The sequence below is a fragment of the uncultured Tateyamaria sp. genome, assembly GCF_947503385.1.
Classification (GTDB): domain Bacteria; phylum Pseudomonadota; class Alphaproteobacteria; order Rhodobacterales; family Rhodobacteraceae; genus Tateyamaria.
In genome coordinates, this window is the sequence record NZ_CANNDO010000003.1 from 516,081 (window position 1) to 537,984 (window position 21,904).

Consider the following 21,904-nt stretch of genomic DNA (forward strand, 5'->3'; position numbering starts at 1 on the left):
TGCGTGACCGCACAACATTCACACCTCGGTCGTTCTCCGAACGTAACCCCGCCAACGCGGTCCAAATTCGGCGCGACTTGCACGTTTGGGATGACGCAGAAACGGACAAACAGGCAACGCTCCTTGTCGCGACATCTGACAGCCCAAAACGCGGTGTGCGATCTGGTTACAGTCATGGCCAGACAAACGCATCGCTGTGAGGCGGGGCGCGCCCCTTACTTCTTGGGCTTTTGCCCGCGCCTTTGCGCCGTCTCGTCGCGCAGATAATCAAAAGCGAGACGCACGCGATCCTCGGCAATAGCGACCTGCCGGTCGCGACCAATCCAGAAATACGCTTTGCCATCCGCACCACGGGCATAGCGATGCAGCCGCCGGGTGCGCAGACCATTGGGTGCGATGTCTTCTTGGTTCACCCAAGTGGCTTCGGCCACAGTGTTTGACCGGTGCTGCGGGGCCGCGACCGTCGCGTCGATCTGGGTCCTGCCCCGCCGAAGAGCTACGCCAGAAGCCGCGTCCTCGTCCCGCTGGCGCGGTACATATGGGATGTAGGCCCGGGGCTGGTCGTTTTTGAAGGTAAAGTACCGCCCTGCTTCGGATGTGCTGAGTGTATCCGGCGCCATCTCGGTGCCAGTGTCATGCGTGCCGGTGTCGTCGGTGATGGTGCGTTCATGTGCCCAGACCATATTGGCCGCCTCGTCTCGGTACCAATTCACCTCTTCGAGCGTGTCGCAATCTACCACTTGTGCTGCAATCTGCGGGCTGAGGAACAACTCTGCCCCCGCCGTCTCACCACCAAGCGAGAATAGCCGCGTTTCCTCCGCCGGAACCGGATCGGCCCGTGTGATGACACCAAAGCTGTCGACAACTTCGACCTTGTCGATCCGGCGCACATGGCCAGCCTGCACCGGCGCCGGCGCAAGTGACCAATTGCGCACATCGGCATAGAAAAACTCAGGCAAAAGCATGGACAGCACATTGGGTTCCGGATCAACGGCACTGTCGAAATAGGCAGCGCCATCTTCAATCGTCCACCAGCGGGGCTCCGGCGCGCCCGGAAAGCCCAACATGCCGGGAACACTGTCTGTCTCTGCCATCTTGACGTCGGACCACGCCTTGTCGTCCAGCTTGTCAGGACGAAAATCATACCAGTCGAGGCTGCGTCCGTCATAGCCTTGAATATCAAAGCTAAGATCGCCCGCCGTTAAATGTGCATCGTAACTCAACGTATCGGTGTTCCAGCCTCGTGGCCGCCCTCCTTTCTCGCCGCCCCGTTCGGCTTCGATCAGGCTTTCGAGCGGACGCTCGGGCGGTGTGTTGACCCAATCGCCGCCAATGCGCATCCGGGACAGAGGAAGGGATTGATGCGTCACAATAACAAGAGCAGGGCTACCGCCGTTTTCGGCCTCGAACTCACCCATCTGCCACTGGCGCGCGACGATCCACAACGGGTCAGCGACGCGGGCGGCCAAGGCTTCGGCGATATCGGGGGACGTACTGGCGCTGGCCAGTCTTTGTGCATTTTCAGTCATGTGCCGCCTCTCTTGCCGCCATAGCCCAAGGTTTCGCGCAAGCCACTGCCGCGGATACCGGCAATCTCGGTTTCTTCGACCTCGACAAATCGTCGGGATATTTCGGATGCTGGCCGCACAACCCGCTTGCCATCGGTCACCGGAATCCGGTCGACCCACCGCCCATTCCGGAAGGCGTTGGCAATCGTATTTGAACCGGGCAGGATCGTTGCCTCGAACAAGGTGTCGTGAGATCCAAGCGCACGGATTTGCAGAATTCGGATCATTTCACGCACGATCTCGGCCGCGCTGTTTTCTGACCAAGCAGGACTGTCGAGTTTGGCCGGCACCCCCAAAAGGATCGTGTTGGGCGCTTCGGCCTGTGGTGCGTCATAGGAAATCGCCAGCGTGGCAGGCTGTTCTGTCGCGGGGCGTGTTTCGACCCATTCGTCGACAATGACACCGCAGAAATGCGGCTCCGCTCCCAGATTTGCACTGCGGCTGAGAAAACGGGCAAAATGGTGTTTGCGCGGTGACTCCGTCTCTGGTCTTGGGTCATCACTGTTGGAACGGGACACGCCGTGGTCAATGCCGGTGTGAAGGCGCAACTCCGGATCATAGGTGGCGCAGGTCAGCAGTGGCTGCACCTTGGCGCGAACTTTTGGCCATTCGCCAAGGCCACTTTCCACGCGGGAGACGCTGGAGATCATAGGCTGTGTCATCTGCACATGTGCATATTGGGGCAATACCGGAAACTCCGGCCGTCCCAGCAGTGTTCGGATCAACTCGCGTTCTGCTGCGATGGCGCGGTTTGTATCGTCCAGCGACTTGGGCGCAGGGTAGCTGGGCCGCGCCTGTGCGACCCGGGTGGTCATCTGATGGATGATGTCGCTGATGCGGTCCTCGACTGCCGTGCGGTCGGCCACAATATCAGCACCTGTAACCATTGGCACCTTGCCGCCCGCAAACAGTGGGGCTGCTTCGGCCAGCCGCGTATTAAGCGTCGCAATGCTGCGACGCACACTTGGCGCGTAGGGGTCTACGTCAAAGATCATGTCGTCAAAAAGTGCAATGCGCGCCGTGTCGATCTGGGTGCCAATTTTGGCGATGCGCTTCTTGAGTTGGCCGCGACGTGCCTTGATGTTCTTGAAGGCCGCTTGACTGCTGGTCAGGAGGGCCGCATCGTCCACCTGACCGGCAAAATTGTTGATGCGCGTCAAATCCGTCGGCTCCAACGCGCGGGCACGCCGAAAGACACCTGCAATACGTGCCAGCGGCGCGTGCCAATCCGCAAGGTCAGACAAGGTTTCCCCGTCAACGACGCAGTGCACACGGTACATCGCCGAAGACAGCAGAGCGTCGGCGTCCAGCCCGGCCAGCGGGTCGTCCTCCACCGCCGCAATCCGAGACCGGTACGTCGAGAGTGCCCTGTGGACGAGACGGCGGCGGATCGCATCAACGGACATGAACACCAATTCGACCGGCGACGGCAACGGTGACTTGCGCCCTCCCATCTGTTCGCGAAAGATCCGGCTCCCATCGTCTACACGCCGCACCTCGACCCGCATTGCGAGGTCTTTTTTCAACGGCGTGAGGGTGGCACAGTACGCCGCGAGGTTTGGATCAGCCAAGGCCAACAGCGCACTGCCGGCCTGTTTGCGCGTAGCGGGCACCAAGGCCATGCCGATCTGGTGATCTGACGCGTGGCCTGCACGCATGGACGAGATGAAGGCAGGCCGTTCCGGGACTGCGCCACCAGACAGAACCGAAAGCCACGCATTGGCCCGCTCCGCCGCACCTTTGGCCCTTTGGTACGCGGCTTCGGCAAGCACAAGGTCACTGAACGCATCCAGGGCGTCGGTCAACGTAGCGTGCAGATCGGCCTCGGTGGACGGGGATTTGGGGGCCTTTGATCTGGCAAAGGCCAAACCGTCAAAAACCTGCGCAATCTTCGCCCGATCCGTGTCCGCGCCAGGCGTGTTGGCATTCTGGATCGGAAAGCCTGTGCGCAAGGGCAAGACGAGCTGCGCCTGCTGCACGCGCCGCAACCACCGCTCGCCCAACAAACCGAGCGCCACGCCAATGGACAGGCCCGCTGCAACCCTTTCGAGCAGATCAAGGCCCAACCGCACGCGCGGCGCACTCAGGTCGATGTCGAATGCGTGTCCGGACCCGTGTCGCGTGCCAGCGGAATGCAAAACAGCGGCCGTGGTGGCTTGCGCCGGTGTCGGAGCTTGCAGGTACTTGGCGTTGCCCTGCTGCGCGCGCTGCCGTTTGAAATCCTCCAGCGACAGCAACGCGAAATAGCCCATTTGCCGCGCGAGCGGCTGGTCTTTTTCTTCCGCGGCGACCATCTGTGCGTCGAGGCTCATCTGTGCCAATCCGGTAAGCCATGCGTCGATCCGGTACTGAAACAGGTCGATGGTTTCGATCATCAGCGTTTCGAGCCGGGCGGTGCCATCATCCTCGTCGGCCAAATCGCGCAAGACGCGCAACGCGTCGGACAAATCCGCCGCATTCCGTTTGAGCGCCCCCCGAAGAGCAAGTTGCGGCAGCGACGGAAACGGCCGTATGCTGGTTGCAATCTGGCGCAAGCTTTGGTCGCGATACCAATTGATTGCGCCAACTGCATTTTGGGCCAACGGGCGGTTGCCGATGTTTTCGAGATGCGACAACCGATCCATCGGTATGCCCGAATTGCCTGCGCCTCGCACAATCTGGAAGCGCAAATGCCGGTCAATTGTCCGCAGGATCAGGCGGCACAGCAAGGGCATGGTCGGATCGCTCGCCAACACGTCATCCAGCCGCGCCAGTTGTGCGTCTTGCAAATCGCCAAGGTATTTCTTTGGGTCTTGGCCCCGCCCTTCGACATAGGGGCAGTCGAGGATCATCGGAATCTCTTCTCCGTCCTGATAAACGTCGACGCGGCGACCCCGAGGATAGGATTGAAGGATCACGTCGAGCTTTTCCGCCGCATCCGGATCTTCGGCGTGCAGACGCGGAACCACGGCGCGGGCCTCTTTCTCCATCAGACCACCAAGGATTTGGTCATAAAGTACCGTTGTTGCCCCGATGGTCCGCTGGTCAGCCGTGTTCAGCGCCGCAGTATCAAGCGTGTTGGTGACGGCGACAGGCAGCACGCCATACGCGGCGGTTCCGACCTGTATCCCGGGATGCTGGCCCTGCGGGAAATAATGGTCGGCAATGGCGCGGATAAAGGCGGTCTCGTCGATCCCCTGAAGCTGGCTCGCCCCGTTGAGTTTGTCATCCAGCAGCACCGGTCCGATAAGGGTGATCATGGCCCGCGCGGCGGACTGATAAAGCTGTCCCGAATTCGGCGCTTTGGAAAGGGTCGCTGTGGGCAGACCGAGGGTCCGGGCCAGCCGCTCCCCCGCGGTTCCGCTTTTTTGGGCGATCTGCAACTCGTGTTCGAACATGCGATCGGCCATGTCCGACCGCTGCGTCACGGATGTCGAATGCCCGGTGGTCTGTTCGCCTGCGTTGTTTGTCGCATCATTCGGACGCATAAAGCGGAAATCGCCATTGGCAATCGCATCGGTCAGGAACGCATCGATTTCTGCCACACTGTCATGCACGCTTAGGCCGACGGCGAGTATCCAGTCCGCCTTATCAAAGATTTCAAGGGCTTCGCCCTCTTCGATCCGGGTTCCCATGCCCAAATCCAAAGCAGCATCAAAATCGGTGATCCATCCGGTCCCGTCGGCCACTGCGGCGCTGTAATTCACCGCGTCGGGATCGGGCACCTCACATGTCTTGATGAGGGTCAGATCATCTTCAGCAAGTGTAAATACGGCGACGCGCGCAGGCGCACCCGCGATCCGCCCATTGCGCAGGTCGACCGACATCTCTTTGGGGAGATCCTTGCCCTCGGTGCGCAGCAGATGCAACGCCCGTGCAGGATCGCCACATACTGAAACAAAGGTGGCCCACGCATTCTGTGTGTCAGGCAGGGTTAGCGCGGGAAAGTCCCTGAACGTCGGCGTTGCAACAAAACTGGCAAGCGCCGTGCCCTCTTCCGGTGTAATCGGGGCGATGCCACGTTCGGCAAAATTGCTGTCAGGGTACCAACGCAGCCACAATGCGCCATGTTCCGGGGCCTTGTAGTCGTACCGCTCTTGGCCGCCTTTGGCATCACGTTTAAGTAGTTGCACCCTTTGTCCCGGCTCAAACCGACGCAATTCCAGCCGCATTGGAAGCAAGACCAAAGGCCCCCGCAGGCTATCCCCTTTGGACCTGTCCTGCGATTGTCGCATCTGGCCCGGTTTGGTATCCTCAACCCGCTTTGTGCCTCCGCGCCTCGTTCGTTTAGCGGCCATCGAACACCCCCTTGATCGGCACAACCGCAGCAATCGGTTTTTGCCAATAAGACCTTGCGATACTGGCCGAACTTCGCGCAGACCCCCAAAGGTCCAGCGTGGCACCCTGTGGTTTCGCAAGCTCCTGCCCGGACTGAATGTACCCCGCGCCGTCCCGTTCCAGATGGGAAAAACTCAGTTCGTCCCAGTTTGTCAGGGACGACCGTCTCTGCGCACGCTGGCGCGTCGAACGGCTTCCCACGTCGAGGCCAAAGCGCAACCGGCCCGGAGGTTCGAGAATGACGAAGAATGCCCTGTTCAGACGGCTGTCGTGCAGCAACCAATCAAGCGAAACGTCAAACCCGTAATAGGCCAGCCCGGTGCCCAGCTTGCCGGAAAAGGCTGGCAGGAATTTGCGCTGCACGCGCCCGGCTTCCCAAGTGTCCGCTTTCGTTGAGATGTCGATGCGCAGCACGGGTTCATCCAGTTTCCGGACAACCGCCCCTTTGATGAGCACAACCAAGGACGGGTTTCCGTTGTCATTGATAGGACTGTGCTGACGTCCCAATGGCGCGGCCCAGTGCGTTATGGCGCCGATGTCGTCCTGGGCGGGATCGTGTCTTGGCGCGCCCCGGTTCCAAAAGCGCGGCAAAACAGTGCCGCGCATATCGGTGGGAAAGCCGCGCCAGCGCAATTCTTGGTTCACTTCGTGGTTGGCACCCAGCAACACCGCTTCGACGAATGCGCGATTTTCCTCAAAAAAGGCGATGGTGTCGTCTGGCATGTCCCGGAGACCTGCCATGAAAGCGCCCGGTTCGCGCTTCAACAAGTAATCCACCAGCGGAACAGGCAGACGCGGGTCACGGAAAATCGCACCACCCGCGCGCACCTCTCGTTCGCTACGACCAGTGATACGGAAATCGGCCTTGAGCCGTGGCAAGGCCCGCAAACGATCGGACAAAATTTGCTTTAGCGGTTCAGAAGCAAAGGGTTTCACGCCAATCTTGGTCGTTTTGCGTGCGACGGGGCGGACCTCGGCGGCATTGCGCAACAGGCCCGCCGCACCAAGCCGGTCAATGGCGAGGCGGCGATTGCGTTTTTGCAGGCGCAATTCGGCGACATCCAGCGCCGATCCGGGACGTCTTGTGCCCGCGGCAGAGGGCGTCTGATCTCCCGGTATCTGCGGGGCGCGCAAGGCACGGCCAGTTTCAGGCGTGCGCGTTTGCACACGCGCACCGATGCGCCGCAAGTCGCGACTAGTATAGGATTGCGGCGCACCACGCGCCTCAAGATACGCGCCAACACTCTGGCCAATTTCAAATCCCGGCAGGGCGTCCGTTTGGGACTCTTCGCCCATTCGCGCGTAGGGAAAAAACGGCTCTGAAAGACTGACCGCCACGTCCGCTGCCACGGCGTCGAACCGGCGCGAGACTGTCCGCTCGACCAATGCCTCTGCGGTTTGGAGACGTTGCAGGGCGCGGTTGGCTTCCACCATTTCCGCGTATTGATCCCAAGCGGAGGCCATTAATTCTTCCTGATTGTCGCGCACACAGGCGGCTCCAAGCTGAGCGGCGAGACGAAAACGCGGATCAAGGTTGATCTCTTCGGCCCAGCGGTCGGCAGCAGGCGTAATCTCCGGGCGCTTCAAATAGCGAAAGCCGTAAGGCGGCAACCCCACAAGAGGGTAGTCTTCCGCTTCTTTCACCGCCGCCTCGGCAGGTTCAAGGGTGCCACCTGTCGCTGCCTCTGGGCTTTCGGATTTTTGCGTTTCGCCTGCGATCACCTGATTGAGCGCAAAGGCGGTTGCGGCCTTGAGCCGGTCCGTGGCCGGATTTTCGCCTACTTCTGCCCCTGTCGGTTTCAGTGCGGTCTGTTTGGCCGCAGGTGAAGTGGCAGGAAACACTGTCTGGAAGTATCCGGGCACATCGATGCGGAAGGTGTCCCCCGCAGCCAAAGCGTCCGCTTCCCGGTCATCGAGTGAGCGAAGTTGTTCCAGCAGCGCTTCGAGGTTCAGCCCTTCATCCGTTCGAAAACTGCTGGAGGCATAGTAAGGCAATGTCACTGGCGGGCTGTCTGCGGCCACAGACCATGCCGGATCGGTCGGGTCGCTCGGCTGTTGCAGCGGGTCTAGACCCAAGCCCGCCTTGCGCCCGCTTTCGTATGCCGGCACGATAAACAAAGAATAACGGGTTAACGGTTTCAGCCTGCGTGGGCAAATCAATCTGGAAAACCCGCTGTCTGGATTGGATCGCAGCGCGGCAGCCGCCGCTGTCTCACTTGCAGCGGAATTCATCTGGACATGCGCGTCCGCCCAGCGCCCCTCCGGGTCGGGCAATGATGTAGCCGGATTGTAAACCAGCACCTTGTTGCAAGGTGCCGTGCCACGCCCCAATCGTTCGAATTCGTCATCCGTGAGCGCAATCAAAACGATCCATGGGGCAATGTTCTCGATTGGCTGTGAAGTATCCGATTGCCATCCGTTGCCCAGCGAAAAGCGCCATGGCAAATCCGGACTGCGAAACTCGACAAACGGAAAATAGTCCGGTTCGAAATCGGTAATCCCTGCAACAGGTTCAAAACGGGCAATCTCGGTATCATTGATGCCGATCACATCACCGGGACCCCGGAAGCGGGCGGACACGGGAACGGCACTGCCCTCGTCACCATCGGGCGAGGTGATCTGGACGCCGTATTCCGCACGCAGACGTCCATCCTCTTCGACTTGGGCTCCGGCGACGGCGCCCAACTGAAGATTGGGGAAGAAACGAAAGCTGCTTGGCATGTCCGGTGTCCTCTGCTCAGGCCGCACTCAGGTAATCGGCGACGGCGGCGTTAATGCCGGGTTCGGCGGCACGCTGTTCTTTGGTTATGCGGGACAGGGTTTGCGTGCCGCGCTTTGCTTGTGCGTCGAGAATATCGAGCCGGTCATCCGGCGCCTTACCTGCGAGATTGTCGGTAACGCTGCCGGGCACAAATGCTTCTGCACGCATCTTGACCCCGTCACGCACAGACGGGAGCGTGGCGGCTGCGCCACTTTGAGCGGTGCGGCCATAGGCGAACTGATCCGCCAGCTTTCCAAATTCGACCTTGGAAAACGCATCGAGCGGTTTGAATTTGCTGCTGTCGCGTTCGCCGACCATTATCACCTCGTATTCGTAACTTTCGCCGATGCTGGCCCCTTTGATGGCAGCACCGCTGTCGGTGATCTCTACCCCAGCCTTATGTACTTCCATGCTGGGCGCACGCAGGCGTTCGGACCGAGATGCCTCAAAATAGTGGGCACGCACGAAATCGTCGGTGACGTCCGACTGGGGCAATGCGTTGCCATCCTGCAAAAGGACGATATCCAGCCGTTTTGCCCCCGAAATCTGTGCTTCGCCCAGCTTTTCCAAAGAGATGTCGAGTGGCAGCGCTGTCTGGGTCAGTTGGAGGGTGCCCAGTGGTTCGATCAGCACCTCATCAGTCTGCCGGAAGGTGATGCGGCCCGCCGCATCGCCCTGCCCTGCCCCGGCACTCAGCGCAGACACCGCGCCAAGCGCTTCACGCAGTTTTTCTACTGCCGATGTGACGTTCGCGGGGGCGGCCTGTTCGCGCCCAAACGTACAGGTCACGCCGAACCGGACCTTGACCTTGCACACTTTGACCCACACCTCGCCCGAGATGAAGAAAGGGTTGGGTCCGCGCATGGACAGGGCAAAGTAAAGCGCCGCCTTCACCTTGCCATTGACCATAAGGGAAATGCCGCCATCAACATCAACGATGAACGAAAACGGATTAAAATAGATAAGCGCATCGAAGCCGATATGCCCTTCGGCAGAGACCCGCCCCAAGATCGGGAACTTTGGACCTTGCGCAAAAAGCTCGGCCCGGGCACCGAACATCAGAGCGTTTTGCGTCTGAGCGAAATACGATGAAATGGTCAAACGCACGTCGTCGCCCGGTTGGCCAAAGCCTGCGGACAGGCGGCGCAGTTCAGATAGATTATCAGGCCGCGGATATAGCGGGTGCAAGCCGCCAAATGACGCAATCTGGAAGATACCGGGACCCCAGCCGGTGCGGATCGCCACGTCACCGGTGATGGTAAAGAACAGCACCCGCGATCCTTCGAGCGTGGCGTCAAAGTCGATCCGGCCCGCGGCAAAGTCGATGACACCAAAAAAGCTGAGCTGGAGCATGACGAGGGCGTGTTCTTCGTCGGGAAGCACCAGCTTGACCGAACCAAGGATCACAAGACGCGGCTGGTTTCCGACTTCGATCACCACGCCAAGTGTGATGTGGAAAATCGTCGGCACACCATAGCTGATCCGGGCTACGGGTCCGGCAAAGTGTTGTCCCGGAGCCACCGGCATGATTGCCGCCATATCGTCAAGGATTTGCGGCGCATCCTCGATTGGATTGGCCGGGAACAGCAGATCGTCAAGCCGCCCATCAAACAGCACATCCCGCATTGCATCCGTGTCGAGCGTTCGGTTGATCCCCAGAACGCCACCGCATCCGGTCAGGAAGAAACCTGCCGCCAAGGGCACACTGAAATCAAGGAACACGGACGCCGCAAATGAAAATCCGTCGCGCCCATCCGGGAGTTCGGTGCTGAGCAACGCGAATGCGGACAGGCCGTAATTGATCTTTGACAATTTGAAGCTGAGCGCCAGCGCACCGCGATAGCTGCTGCCCACATCTTCAAGATGTGGCAGCGGTGCGTCCTTGATGACAAGACCACCACCCGTGATCGGAGTGAAATCCAGCGATGCACCATACCCTGTCGGCGCTTTGAAAGACGGGCGCGCGTCCAGAGCACCAAAATTTCCCGGTGCATCTTCGGGCGTGGGTACGAGATCGACCTGTACACCCATCTCCTCAAAGTACAGAAAAATCGGGCCGAGGCTAAATGATCCGGTTAGCGCGGCAAAGCTGCCGAACCCGGTTGTGCCCGCCCATCCGGCTATCGTGATGCTGTCGAGGTAAAAGGGACGCAGCTCCGCTTCGATGGGCACCGTCACCTCAAGGCCCACGCCCCCGTCAAAAGACCAGCCGTCGCGGCTGGACCATGTGGCACTGAAGCCGCCAAACACTTCGACCTCTGTGTCACCGAGAATAAAATTCACCAAACCATCGCCGCCCTCTGCGGCGGCAATCCGCAATGCAAGGGCGTCGGCCAGATCGAGTGTCACGCGCATCTCGGGCGGATTGGTTTCCACAAGCACGGTCGCCGCGAACCTGTCCAGACGCAGGTGGCTGGCGTCGCGTGCTCCGGCAATGACCCAACCCGTTTCGCCCGCCGCGTTGACTGGCGCACCGGAGAGGCGCGCGACGACGTTTGCGTCAACCGCGCCCTGCCCGGTCAGCAATTCTGGCCCGGACGGGTAATAAGCAAACCCCGCCCCACCCGCAGCCTCCCCCGAGGCCGTCAGTTCGAAACTGATATCATCAGCGAAAACCTGCGGCGGCAGATTGAACCCGCCGCTCAGAACCGGCAGCACGGCGAGCCCCGAAGGTGTGTCCACATTGGGCCGGGTCGCCCCCGTCATGACCAGTGACAACAACGCCTGAACTGTGGCACCCCCCGCACCCGGCAAAGACGTGCTGCCCGCCAGCAACCTCCCGTCAAGGGCCTGTGTCTGTGCATTGGGTGCCCGGTTGCCCAGCGCCTGCGTAACAATACCGGGTGTCTGAACAACGCGGGCACGAAAGCCGAACGCATGTAACAGAACAGCCAGCGCGCTGATGAACCCGTTCGCATTGAACGCGTCGCCCCCAAAGGACCAAGTGTCCGCAATCTGGGCAGGTGGGTTGCGCAGCAAAAGTCCGGTCGCCTCCCAATCCAAACGTTCGCGCGGTAGCTGGCCTGCGCCGCGGGGGATCCGTTCGACCGCACCGCCTAAGGCGAGAAATGCCTTGGCCACAGGCAAGAAATCATCAAGCCAGATCAGCAGCAAATACCCCGGCAGCTCTCGCCCCAGGCGGCGCCATGTAGCCGCTTGTGTCAGCGTCCCGGACAATGACTGAATCTGACTGGTGTCCACCGTGGCAAGACTGGCCAGCGCATCAAGGACAACAGTCACGAGATCAAACAGCTCTTGTTCCGTTATACCGTTACCTGCGGCGTCGTCCTGTGCCTCGGCGAGGATTGCACGCAGGTCCTGTGCGACTGGCAGAATGTCCTGCACGACCGTGTGGTGCGCCGCCGTCAACGGAAGATCGACACCCAGATCGCTCATCAGGCTTTGCAGCGAGTCCACATCCTCCAACGCCTCAAGCAGTGGGGCAAAGAACTGGGCCATGATCTCAAACGTATTCGCCATCAGCTGCCCCCTCCCGGACGAAGGCTTGCCAAAAAGGCGATACCTTGATTGATCCAACTCCCGCCTTCTTCGACGATGCCCATGGAAACGCTAAACTTGGGCATCGTCTCCAGCGCTTGATCGCTGAGTTCCAGTGCCATGCGAGCCGCCGCGATCCGGTACGCGGCAGAGGTCGGCGGCAGCAATGTTTCGAGCACATCACGCTGCGCCTGACTAATAATGTTTAAATCTTTCAAAGTATCGGGGGTCAGATCTGCCATCGGCAGACGCCGGACGGTTTTGTCACCTTCGTGTTTTCGCAAAACCTGATTGTTTATGGCATGCATCAACTGCTCGCCGATCTCATTGGAGTACTCGACGACCTCGTCGGGCGCCGGATGCGTGCGCAGGATGTTGATCGTGTCCTGCAACACTGTCGCGCGGTGGTTCAGAACCTCCCGCATCAGCTCTTTGGCGCGGTTTATCAGCTGAAGCCCCGTTAACGCCCCGGGAAACACCTCATCAGCGCGACCCGGCAGGTTGCGCGCCTGATTTCCGATTGTCACAAATGGGCTGTCCCCGTGGCGGATAAAATGCCAGAAGTCGAACGCAAAGCTGTAGCCACCGTCAAACAGCGCGCCGACCCCATCACCACCTTCATTCCGCGTCGGTCCATGCCAGGGCGGGCGCACATCATCCCCCTGCAACGGCACCTCGGCCCCCATGCGGCGCGTATCTCCGCACAGCTGGCGGAGGCTTTCGGAACTGCTGCCGGGTGACACCATTGTCCCGAAATCCTTTAACGCCTTGCATTGAACGACAGAGAACAGCCGCTTGCTGATCCCGTGACCAAGGCTCTTCAATCCGCGATAGACCATTATGTCCGGCCCAAGCGCGCCGTCGGGCATCGGCATGGACAGCCGCAGGCGGTTTGCGGCATGGCCCAATTCAAGAAGAACCGCGACCACCCGGATTTCGTTAAGCGTGCCCCAACCAAAGCCAGAGCGCATCATGTAGGTGCCCGTCGCGCTGCTGAAACCGCGCACGTTGTAGAGGTTGCGCTTGAGCACATCTGCGCTGTTATTAACGGCGATCTCAGTGCATTCTTCGTCCACGATGGCCGCAACCCGCGCGCAGCCGCGCACAACATCCCGTTGCGAAATCCATCTTGGGGCGTTCAATGCGTGCGTTGGTGTGCGGCGGCGTCTGCCATAGAGTGCGGCCATGTCGCTCCGCTGCAAATCCGCAAGCGTTCGGTCAGGCGCGACGAGGTTTTTGAGAACCGCAATAAAGTTGTCGCGGTCGATATCGGTGAACCCCTCGGAATCCGGCAAAAACTCGCGCCTGAGCCATGCGCGCGCCGCGGCGTCCGTGCCGCCTAGGTTTTCACGAAACAGTCTGGCAGTCGCATCCCACGTGGCTGCGGGCCCTGCGTCTTGAAATAAGATCCTGACCATTTCTGGGAACCGTGCGCCACGCTGTAGGTGCACCACCCGGTCCGCCAATTCGTCATAGTCGAGGCCCAACTGGCCCAGTTGCATCCGAACCGCATATGGCAAGCGCAGCAATTCGTTCGGGATTTGGCCGCGATTGCATTGTCGGATGAACCGTGCCGGCAAAAGGTCAATGCGCATCGCTACGATCCTCCCAGAGGATTGAGCCGGATGCTCTGCGTGATAAGCGTATCCAGCAGCCAGCGCCGGTAGTGATATGACGTACCCGGGTCGATCACCTCGTGGCCGCTTGCGCTCAGCAGGTTGGCGATTTCGTAGTTTTGCGGGACCGAACCCGGCTGAACAAAGGCACCGCCGACATTCAGCAAAATATTGGCGGCTGTTGTGACGCGACCAACGCTCCGCTCAAACGCCTCTTGCGCGGCGCGGTCAGCGGCCAGTGTATTGCCCGCTTCGGACAGATCATCCATCATGCCCCGCGCGGTATCTATCGCCTGGTCCACAGGCAGATCGTTTGCGCGCCGGGCAATGTCGGATGCGGGGTTCCACACAGCCTTGGAGGCAACAAGACTTTTACGGATTGTCGTCAGCGCGTTGCCTGACAGCGGCAAACCGATGCCAACGCCCATCAGGAACAGATCCTGATTGGTGATCGGCCTGCCGTACCGGTCAAGCCCAGTGTTGTAGGCATAGGCAAATTCAGCAATATCAATGGCGATGGATGCAGGATGAAGCCCGAGGATCAGGTCGGGGATAATCAGCCAGAAATCAATCCAACTGGCGATATATTCGGTCGGGATGGTCGTTTGGTCAGCCAGCGAATGCCGAAAATCAGCCGCCGACAACTCCGCCTCAGACACCATTGGCAAACGGGTGGCATCAAAAGACGTGACCGCCGCGACAGGAACCGCACGGTGGTATGCCAGCTCGTCTTCATCGGGCACCTCGCTTGGCTCAAACAATGGATCTACAAAACGGATCTCACGTTCAGGTATCGGAACCATGTGTGGCCAGTTGCGGTGGATCGTTGCGATGTCGTCATGCTCTCTCAGGTCAACATCGAATGCCTCGTACCAGCTTTGCCCAGCTGCAAAGTTGATCCTCCTCGGCAGCGTCCGCCCCGCGCTGTCAGTTGGGGGCGGTGTTGCCATGATCCGCAGCATTGGCCGTCGCTGACCGTCAAAAAAGCCCGGCTCATCCGTGTGGTAGGTGACGTAGTCAAAATCAGCCCGGTAGCCTGCCGTCCCGTCTGTCAAGTCGGCATAACGAATGTCGAAGCGTGCCCATGGCCCGCCGGACAGATCGCGCGGCTGGCCCGTTTCCTTGTGCACATAAACATCGAGAAACGCGGAATACGTTACGCCGTCGGGCCGTTCCGAGACATGCACACCTTCGGTGAGGTAATAGTCGTCCGGCCAAACATCGGTCGTCAGGATCAGATCGCTGACATCGTCATCCGTGTCTGTGTCAACGTCACTGTCGGTGTCTTGGTCTGGGTCCGTGCCTTCGGGATTGGCTGGACTGTTTTCGGCCCAAGCCTCGTCTTCCGGATCCATCGGCGCGGGTGCAAATGGCAGAAAGTATGGCCGATACAGCTCTTGTGGTTTGATCGGCTCGCCCCACGGCGGGAACCCGTAATCGGACTTGCGCATGATCACGATATCGACGGTGTCCTGCGCCACCTGTACAATGGATACGCCGGGACCTGCGACGATCAGCAGCTTTGGTTTTTGCTGCTCGACGGGGCGTTCTGCGGCGGGGAGCGGTTCTGACGTGGCGACATCTGGAGGCGTGGCATCCGGCGGGGCCAGCGGGACATATTCCCAAGTGAACATTGTCTCCAGCGGGCGCTGGGGCCATTGCCCCGACGAAGCCGGCGGGTTGGTATAGACGTCTTCGGTTTCGATGAGCGGCATTGGAATGGCTTGGATACGGCAGATCAGTCCGTATTCAGCTTCATCATCATACACCCCCATACACGTGTGCAGTAAATCCACGGTCATTGCATCGTATGGGTTGGTGCGCGCAATCAATGGCTCAAGATCGGGCACAACCTCGGGGGCTTGGAACGGTGTGCCACTGTCAAGATACGGGCACGTCGAAATCTTGGTCTCGACCAGCCAAAAGATCAGGTCGAGCCACGCCATATTGCGTGTCGCGCTGATCTGTCCCTTGGCCAACGGTTCAAAAGACGGCACTTCAGCACCGTTCCACCGCATGATCGCACGGCGAAAGTCGCCAGCTTTGAAGAAGCTCTGGATCGGCGCACCGGTCACTGATTTCAGTGACTTCCGCAGATTCTCAGTCCCGTAAATCAACGCCCGGAGATAGAGTTGGATGTCCGCGTTCGCGGTTGACTGCGCAGGCAAGGCGCGCAAAGCCGCCTTGCGGATGGCACGCGCGTGGGACACTGCGTCGAAGACGGTGTCGGCGTACCAGCTGCGCGGATCGAGCAACCACAAAAGGCCGGTCTGACCGATCGCTGGCGCAGCCTCGGGTGATGTGTCGGCAGGCTGGGCTGCGGGAAACAGCGACGCCAGAACGGGGATGACCGCATCGACAAATCCCGGAACGGCGCGCAGGCCAATCGCGGTGGCCGGTGTGGGCACCTGACCTGCGGGATGTTCGACGGGATCGACCCAAAGGGTCAGTGCCACACTGCCTTGCCCGTCCCCCGGTCGTCCGCCAGCAAGGCTCCATTCCGTACCCGTCGGATTGTTCAACCCCAAGGAATACGCTGGAGCCGTCGTGGCCTTTGGCGCGTAAGGTCGAGCGAACAGGCGCACTACATAATCAGACGCCAGATGGTCCGACAAGAGCTGAACGTCAGCAGGCAATTCGTGATAGGCTTGGCTGCCATCACACAGGATGGAACAGCTTTGGATCGCTGTATCGGAAGGATCATCCGCACCAAGCCCGGCAAGGTCGGTGAATTCGCATTCCAATATCTGAAAACCCATAAGCCGAAGGGCGCGGATCGCAGGGGCAATCGCCTCAGACAGCAATTCCAACCCGTGGAGCGTGTAGTGCGCTGCAGGTGTGCCTGCAGCCCAGTCGGGTTTGACCCCTGCGACATCTGTCAACAGTTGCGGATCCGAAAACAGACCTGCTGTCGCGCGTTGCATAACCAACCCCATTAAAATGCGCGACGTCAAATGGTTGAAAACGCGGTATTTTTCAAAATTGACGTACTAATAACCTTGATCCTAGTCATAGCAGAGCGCGCACCGTCAAGGATTTTTTGGCCGCCTTCGCCCGTGGCCCGAGCCGATGAACGCCATACACACCAGTGCAACCGGGGCGTGGAGCGGGCACGAGCGTACAGCCCTTGTGGATCAATCCCATGCGCCTTTCTCACGGCCTGTATGGAACATCGCCTTGCGCACCTACGTCCAAGCGCTGTGACCTATGGCTCGAATATGTGGCAGGCCTTTCGGCCAATTGTCCGGGGCCGGTTTCCTTTTGCGGTCGCTTGCGCAACAGTGCGACCGGCGCGTTACGACGGTTCACGCATAAACAGCCGGGAGGGCAATCGCATGACTTGTGTTTTCGTTCAGGTCCGGTGCAAGCCGGGAAAGACTTATGCGGTGGCAGAAGCCATCCTGCTCGAAGAAAAACACTCCGAAATGTACTCGACCAGTGGGGATTATGACCTGCTTGTCAAAATCTACATTCCGGACGGCGCCGACACGGGCCGTTTCGTCAACGATCTGTTTGGCAGCATTCCAGGGATCGAGCGGACATTGACGACCATAACGTTTTCGGCATTCTGAATTTAACGATGGGGAGAGAAAGAATGAAGCAACTCATGTTGGCGGCTGCCGTCGGGGCGTTGTCCGCGGCGTCTGTCATGGCAGATACAAAGATCGGGATGATCACTACGCTTTCTGGCGGGGGTGCGGGGCTGGGCATTGATGTCCGCGACGGCTTTATGCTGGCGATCGAGCAATCGGGCCGGTCCGACATCGAGGTCGTCATCGAAGACGATCAGCGCAAACCGGACATTGCCGTTCAGTTGGCCGACAAGATGATCCAGTCTGAAAAGGTCGATGTGATGACCGGCATCATCTGGTCCAACCTCGCTATGGCGGTGGTGCCTGCGGCGGTCAACCAGAACGTGTTTTACCTGTCGCCAAATGCGGGCCCAAGCGCCCTTGCCGGTAAGGGCTGTCACCCGAACTACTTTAATGTGGCATGGCAAAACGACAATTTGCACGAAGGTGCAGGTGCCTTTGCCAACACTGCCGGATATGGCAACAGCTTTATCCTCGCGCCGAACTATCCGGCGGGCAAGGACGCACTGACCGGTTACAAACGCATGTTCGAAGGCGATATCGCCGGAGAAATCTTTACCCAGTTGGGCCAGACCGACTACGCCGCCGAAATCGCGCAAATCCGCGCGTCCGGGGCCGACAGCGTGTTTTTCTTCCTGCCGGGGGGCATGGGAATTTCCTTTCTCAAGCAATACGCGGACAGCGGCGTGGACTTGCCCGTCGTCGGGCCCGCGTTCAGCTTTGATCAAGGGATTCTGCAAGCCGTCGGCGACGCCGCATTGGGCGTTGTGAATACATCGCAGTGGAACAAAGACATCGACAATCCGACCAACGCGGCCTTTGTCGAAAGCTTTGGTGCCAAATATGGCCGTCTGCCGTCGCTTTATGCCAGTCAGGGATTCGATACGGCCAACCTGCTGCTATCTGCGTTGGACAAGGCCGCGCCAAGCGATGCGGATGCGTTCCGCGACGCCTTGCGCGCAGCGGAATTTGACAGCACCCGCGGCGATTTCGCCTTTGGTCCCAATCAGCATCCCATTCAAACGATCTACGCCCGCGAGGTCGTCCGGGAAGGCGATGTACTGACCAACAAGATCATCGGCGTCGCACTTGAAAACCACAGCGACGTCTACGCCGCCGATTGCAAGATGTAAGAAAATGCACCCCGGCCTGTGTGCAAACGCGGGCCGGGGCCAATTGAACATCCCCCATGAGCACCCTTCTTCTGATTGAGCAGATCCTGAACGGACTGCAATTCGGCGTCATGCTGTTTTTGATGTCGGCGGGCCTGACGCTGATCTTTGGTGTGATGGGGCTGATCAATCTGGCACATGGATCGCTTTATATGGTGGGGGCGTTTGCTGCCGCCGCTGTGGCCGGGGCCACGGGATCGTTTCTGTTGGCGCTGATCACCGCATTGGCTGCGGCGGCGACGGCGGGTGCCTTGGTCGAGATTGTCGTGATCCGAAGGCTATACCGGGCGACCCATCTGGATCAGGTGCTGGCCACCTTTGCGCTGATCCTGATCTTTTCCGAAGGCACCCGATGGGTATTTGGCTCATTCCCACTGTTTCTGGATATTCCCGATGCACTGTCTGGACCGGTCAGCTTGCCCGGTGGGATCAAATACCCCCTATACCGTCTCGCCCTGATTGGCATCGGCATTCTGGTCGCTCTTGGCCTCTGGTGGTTGACGGCGCGGACACGGCTGGGAATTCAAATCCGGGCCGGTGAAAACGACCGCGAGATGATTGCCGCGCTCGGCGTCGACATTTCCCGGCTTTACACCATCGTGTTCGCGCTTGGTGCAGCACTTGCCGGATTGGCGGGCGCATTGGTGGGCGCAATCCAATCGGTGCAGATCGGCATGGGCGAACCTGTGTTGATCCTCGCCTTTGTCGTGATCGTCATAGGTGGGATCGGCTCTATCAAAGGGGCTTTTGTCGGCGCGCTGCTGGTCGGTTTGACGGACACTTTGGGCGGAATTTTTCTGCCGGAACTGTTCAAACTGTTCATGGAGACAGATGCCGCCACCCAGACCGGGTCGGCGCTTGCCTCAATGGCGGTCTACATCCTGATGAGCCTTGTGCTGATCTGGCGACCCACCGGCCTCTTCGGAGCGCGCGCATGATTGCGGAACGGTACATCAATGCGGTGGTGCTGCTTGGCCTGCTGGTGGTGCCCAGCTATGCGTTGATGGTCGATGAACCCTTTACCATCACGTTGGCGACGCGGGCAGTTGTGCTGGCATTGGCTGCGGTCGGGTTGAACATCGCGCTTGGCACCGGCGGCCTTGTCAGCCTCGGCCATGCGGTGTTCTTTGGGTTGGGGGGCTATGCGATGGGCATTCTTGCGTTCCATGCCCAGACCTACGCGCCTTTGTCGCTGGGGATATTCGAAATTGGCGGCACCAAATCCATGCCGATCATCTGGCTTGTCGCGATTGTTGTGTCGGCTTTGGCCGCGCTGGCCATTGGTCTGCTGAGTTTGCGCACGTCCGGTGTGTATTTCATCATGATCACGCTGGCCTTCGGGCAGATGTTCTACTACTTCGCCATTTCCTGGAGCGCGTATGGCGGTGAAGACGGGCTTTCGATCTATCTGCGCAATGATTTTCCAGGGCTGAACACGTTGCAGCCCATGCCGTTCTTTGGGCTTTGTCTTGCGTTGCTTTGCCTTGCCCTGATCCTGCACTGGCGGCTTTTGCTGTCGCCCTTTGGGCTGGCGCTGAATGCCGCACGACAAGCGCCGCAAAGGGTCGAAACCGTTGGGTTGAATCCTATGCGGCTGCGGCTTGTGGCCTTTGTGATTTCGGGCGCAGTCACCGGTCTGGCGGGCGCGCTTTTTGCCGATCTCAACCGGTTTGTCAGCCCGACCATGTTCAGTTGGCAACTGTCGGGCGAATTGATCGTTTTGATCATCATTGGCGGTGTCGGGCGGCTGTTTGGCCCGGTGCTTGGCGCAATCCTGTTTGTTGTGCTGGAGCATTGGCTGGGTGCGGTCACCGATTTCTGGCACGTCTGGCTTGGGGTCATTCTGCTGTTAATCGTTCTGTTTGCGCGCGGCGGTTTGCTGGGGTTGCTGACGGGAAAGGAGGGGCCACATGTCTGACGCGGTCCTGAGCACCAAGAACCTCGTAAAAACCTTTGGCGCGCTCAAGGCAATTGATGATGTGTCGGTCGATCTGCGACCGGGCGAAATTCACGCGATCATCGGCCCCAACGGAGCGGGCAAATCGACCTTGATTGCTCAGATTGCTGGCGCATTGCGCCCGGACGCGGGCTCTGTCTGGATGGGGGATCGGGATGTCACGCGACTCGACACAAGCGCCCGCGCACGCTTGGGCCTTGGCAGAACCTTCCAGATTTCCGCCCTCGCGATGGAAGATACGGTTCTCGAAAATGTTTTGCTCGGCGCTTTGGGCCATAGCGGTAAGCCGTGGCGGTTATTCCGCAAGGTGCACGCTGATGCTGAATTGCGCGCGCGCGCCATGGCCGCGCTGGAACGGGTCCAATTGGCGGACGCGACACATACGCGTACATCCGCGCTAAGCCATGGGTTGCGCAGACAGTTGGAGGTTGCGGTTGCGTTGACCCTGAACCCGCGCGCCTTTGTCATGGACGAACCCATGGCCGGTCTGGGTGCCGAGGGGTCCAAGGTGATGACCGGGTTTCTGGATGGGTTACGGCAGGAGGCGCCGATCCTGTTAATCGAACACGACATGGACGCAGTGTTCGCCCTTGCCGATCGCATCAGTGTTTTGGTCTATGGGCAGGTCATCGCAAGCGGGACGGTGGATGACATCCGCCGCTCAGCCGAGGTACGGCGCGCTTATCTGGGAGAGGACGCATGAGCCTGCTGGTCGTCCGGGGTCTGATGGCGTCTTACGGCACCACGCCCGCGCTCTTTGGCGTCGACCTGTCCTTGAACGAGGGCGAGGTGGTGGCCCTGATGGGGCGCAATGGCATGGGTAAGTCCACCACCGTCAAAGCAATCTGCCGGATGATCGGATCGACAGGGACATTGACCATGGATCAGCACGACCTGCACCAATTGCCAAGCCACAAGGTTGCCCGCCTTGGCATCGGTCTTGTACCCGAAGGGAGGCGTTGTTTCCGCGACCTGACAGTGACCGAAAACCTGATGGCATCGACGCGGCGTGGCCCGTGGGACATCGCCCGCGTCGCCAACCTCTTTCCGCGCCTCGCAGAACGCAAAGGACAAGTGGCCGCGTCCCTGTCTGGTGGCGAACAGCAGATGCTGGCGATTGGACGCGCGCTTGTGACAAACCCGCGCCTCTTGATACTCGACGAGGCAACCGAAGGACTGGCCCCGATTGTGCGTCAGGAGATTTGGTCCGCGATCAGCCAGATCAGAGACGAAACTGGCATGGCGATCCTGCTGATCGACAAGACACTTCGGGAACTGGCAAAGGTCGCGGACCGTGCGGTCATCCTTGCGCGCGGACAAACCGTGTGGAGCGGCGACATGGCCGATCTGACCCCGGATATCACACACGCCCATGTCGGCGTACACCAAGATCAGAACGGTTGAGTATCTCCGCCCCTTCTA

At 59.7% G+C, this 21,904-nt stretch carries 13 protein-coding genes; 7 read left to right on the plus strand and 6 right to left on the minus strand.

All coding sequences use genetic code 11. From position 1 onward, the window contains the following. Positions 1-215: 215 nt before the first annotated feature. The 6 genes from Q1A85_RS13550 to Q1A85_RS13575 all read right to left on the minus strand — a co-directional run bounded on the left by Q1A85_RS13550 (position 216) and on the right by Q1A85_RS13575 (position 16,684). The gene (locus Q1A85_RS13550; RefSeq protein WP_299690044.1) at positions 216-1,529 is read right to left on the minus strand and encodes a hypothetical protein; all 1,314 of its coding nucleotides are present in this window, start codon (positions 1,527-1,529) and stop codon (positions 216-218) included. After that, on the minus strand, positions 1,526-5,680 hold the full coding sequence (locus Q1A85_RS13555; RefSeq protein ID WP_299690047.1) for a hypothetical protein: 4,155 nt from the start codon (positions 5,678-5,680) through the stop codon (positions 1,526-1,528). Before Q1A85_RS13555 ends, Q1A85_RS13550 begins: the two co-directional genes overlap by 4 nt. A 154-nt stretch (positions 5,681-5,834) precedes the next feature. Then, a complete protein-coding gene (locus Q1A85_RS13560; RefSeq protein WP_299690050.1) occupies positions 5,835-8,606 on the minus strand; it encodes a hypothetical protein in 2,772 nt (923 codons plus the stop codon). Positions 8,607-8,622: 16 nt separating this feature from the next. Further along, positions 8,623-12,126: a DUF6603 domain-containing protein gene (locus tag Q1A85_RS13565; RefSeq protein ID WP_299690053.1), complete on the minus strand. Its 3,504-nt coding sequence runs from the start codon at positions 12,124-12,126 to the stop codon at positions 8,623-8,625. Beyond that, positions 12,126-13,250, minus strand: coding sequence for a hypothetical protein (locus Q1A85_RS13570; protein WP_299690056.1), 1,125 nt, complete (start codon positions 13,248-13,250; stop codon positions 12,126-12,128). The genes Q1A85_RS13565 and Q1A85_RS13570 overlap by 1 nt, the downstream gene beginning before the upstream one ends. 491 nt (positions 13,251-13,741) lie before the next feature. Continuing rightward, positions 13,742-16,684, minus strand: coding sequence for a hypothetical protein (locus Q1A85_RS13575; protein ID WP_299690059.1), 2,943 nt, complete (start codon positions 16,682-16,684; stop codon positions 13,742-13,744). A gap of 145 nt (positions 16,685-16,829) precedes the next feature. Here Q1A85_RS13575 and Q1A85_RS13580 point away from each other — a divergent pair, with 145 nt between their 5' ends. The 7 genes from Q1A85_RS13580 (at position 16,830) to Q1A85_RS13610 (ending at position 21,886) form a co-directional block, all read left to right on the plus strand. Further along, on the plus strand, positions 16,830-16,964 hold the full coding sequence (locus Q1A85_RS13580; protein WP_299690062.1) for a hypothetical protein: 135 nt from the start codon (positions 16,830-16,832) through the stop codon (positions 16,962-16,964). A 131-nt stretch (positions 16,965-17,095) separates the two neighbouring features. Beyond that, positions 17,096-17,332: an Lrp/AsnC ligand binding domain-containing protein gene (locus Q1A85_RS13585; RefSeq protein WP_299690240.1), complete on the plus strand. Its 237-nt coding sequence runs from the start codon at positions 17,096-17,098 to the stop codon at positions 17,330-17,332. 23 nt (positions 17,333-17,355) lie between these two features. Next, positions 17,356-18,486: an ABC transporter substrate-binding protein gene (locus tag Q1A85_RS13590; protein WP_299690065.1), complete on the plus strand. Its 1,131-nt coding sequence runs from the start codon at positions 17,356-17,358 to the stop codon at positions 18,484-18,486. 56 nt (positions 18,487-18,542) lie between these two features. Beyond that, entirely contained in the window at positions 18,543-19,463 is a 921-nt protein-coding gene (locus Q1A85_RS13595; RefSeq protein WP_299690067.1) for a branched-chain amino acid ABC transporter permease, read from the plus strand. Continuing rightward, complete coding sequence (locus Q1A85_RS13600) at positions 19,460-20,443, plus strand: branched-chain amino acid ABC transporter permease (RefSeq protein ID WP_299690070.1); 984 nt, start codon at positions 19,460-19,462, stop codon at positions 20,441-20,443. The genes Q1A85_RS13595 and Q1A85_RS13600 overlap by 4 nt, the downstream gene beginning before the upstream one ends. Beyond that, the gene (locus Q1A85_RS13605) at positions 20,436-21,185 is read left to right on the plus strand and encodes an ABC transporter ATP-binding protein (protein WP_299690073.1); all 750 of its coding nucleotides are present in this window, start codon (positions 20,436-20,438) and stop codon (positions 21,183-21,185) included. Before Q1A85_RS13600 ends, Q1A85_RS13605 begins: the two co-directional genes overlap by 8 nt. Further along, positions 21,182-21,886, plus strand: a complete 705-nt coding sequence (locus Q1A85_RS13610; protein WP_299690076.1) for an ABC transporter ATP-binding protein — start codon at positions 21,182-21,184, stop codon at positions 21,884-21,886. Before Q1A85_RS13605 ends, Q1A85_RS13610 begins: the two co-directional genes overlap by 4 nt. Positions 21,887-21,904 lie beyond the last annotated feature (18 nt).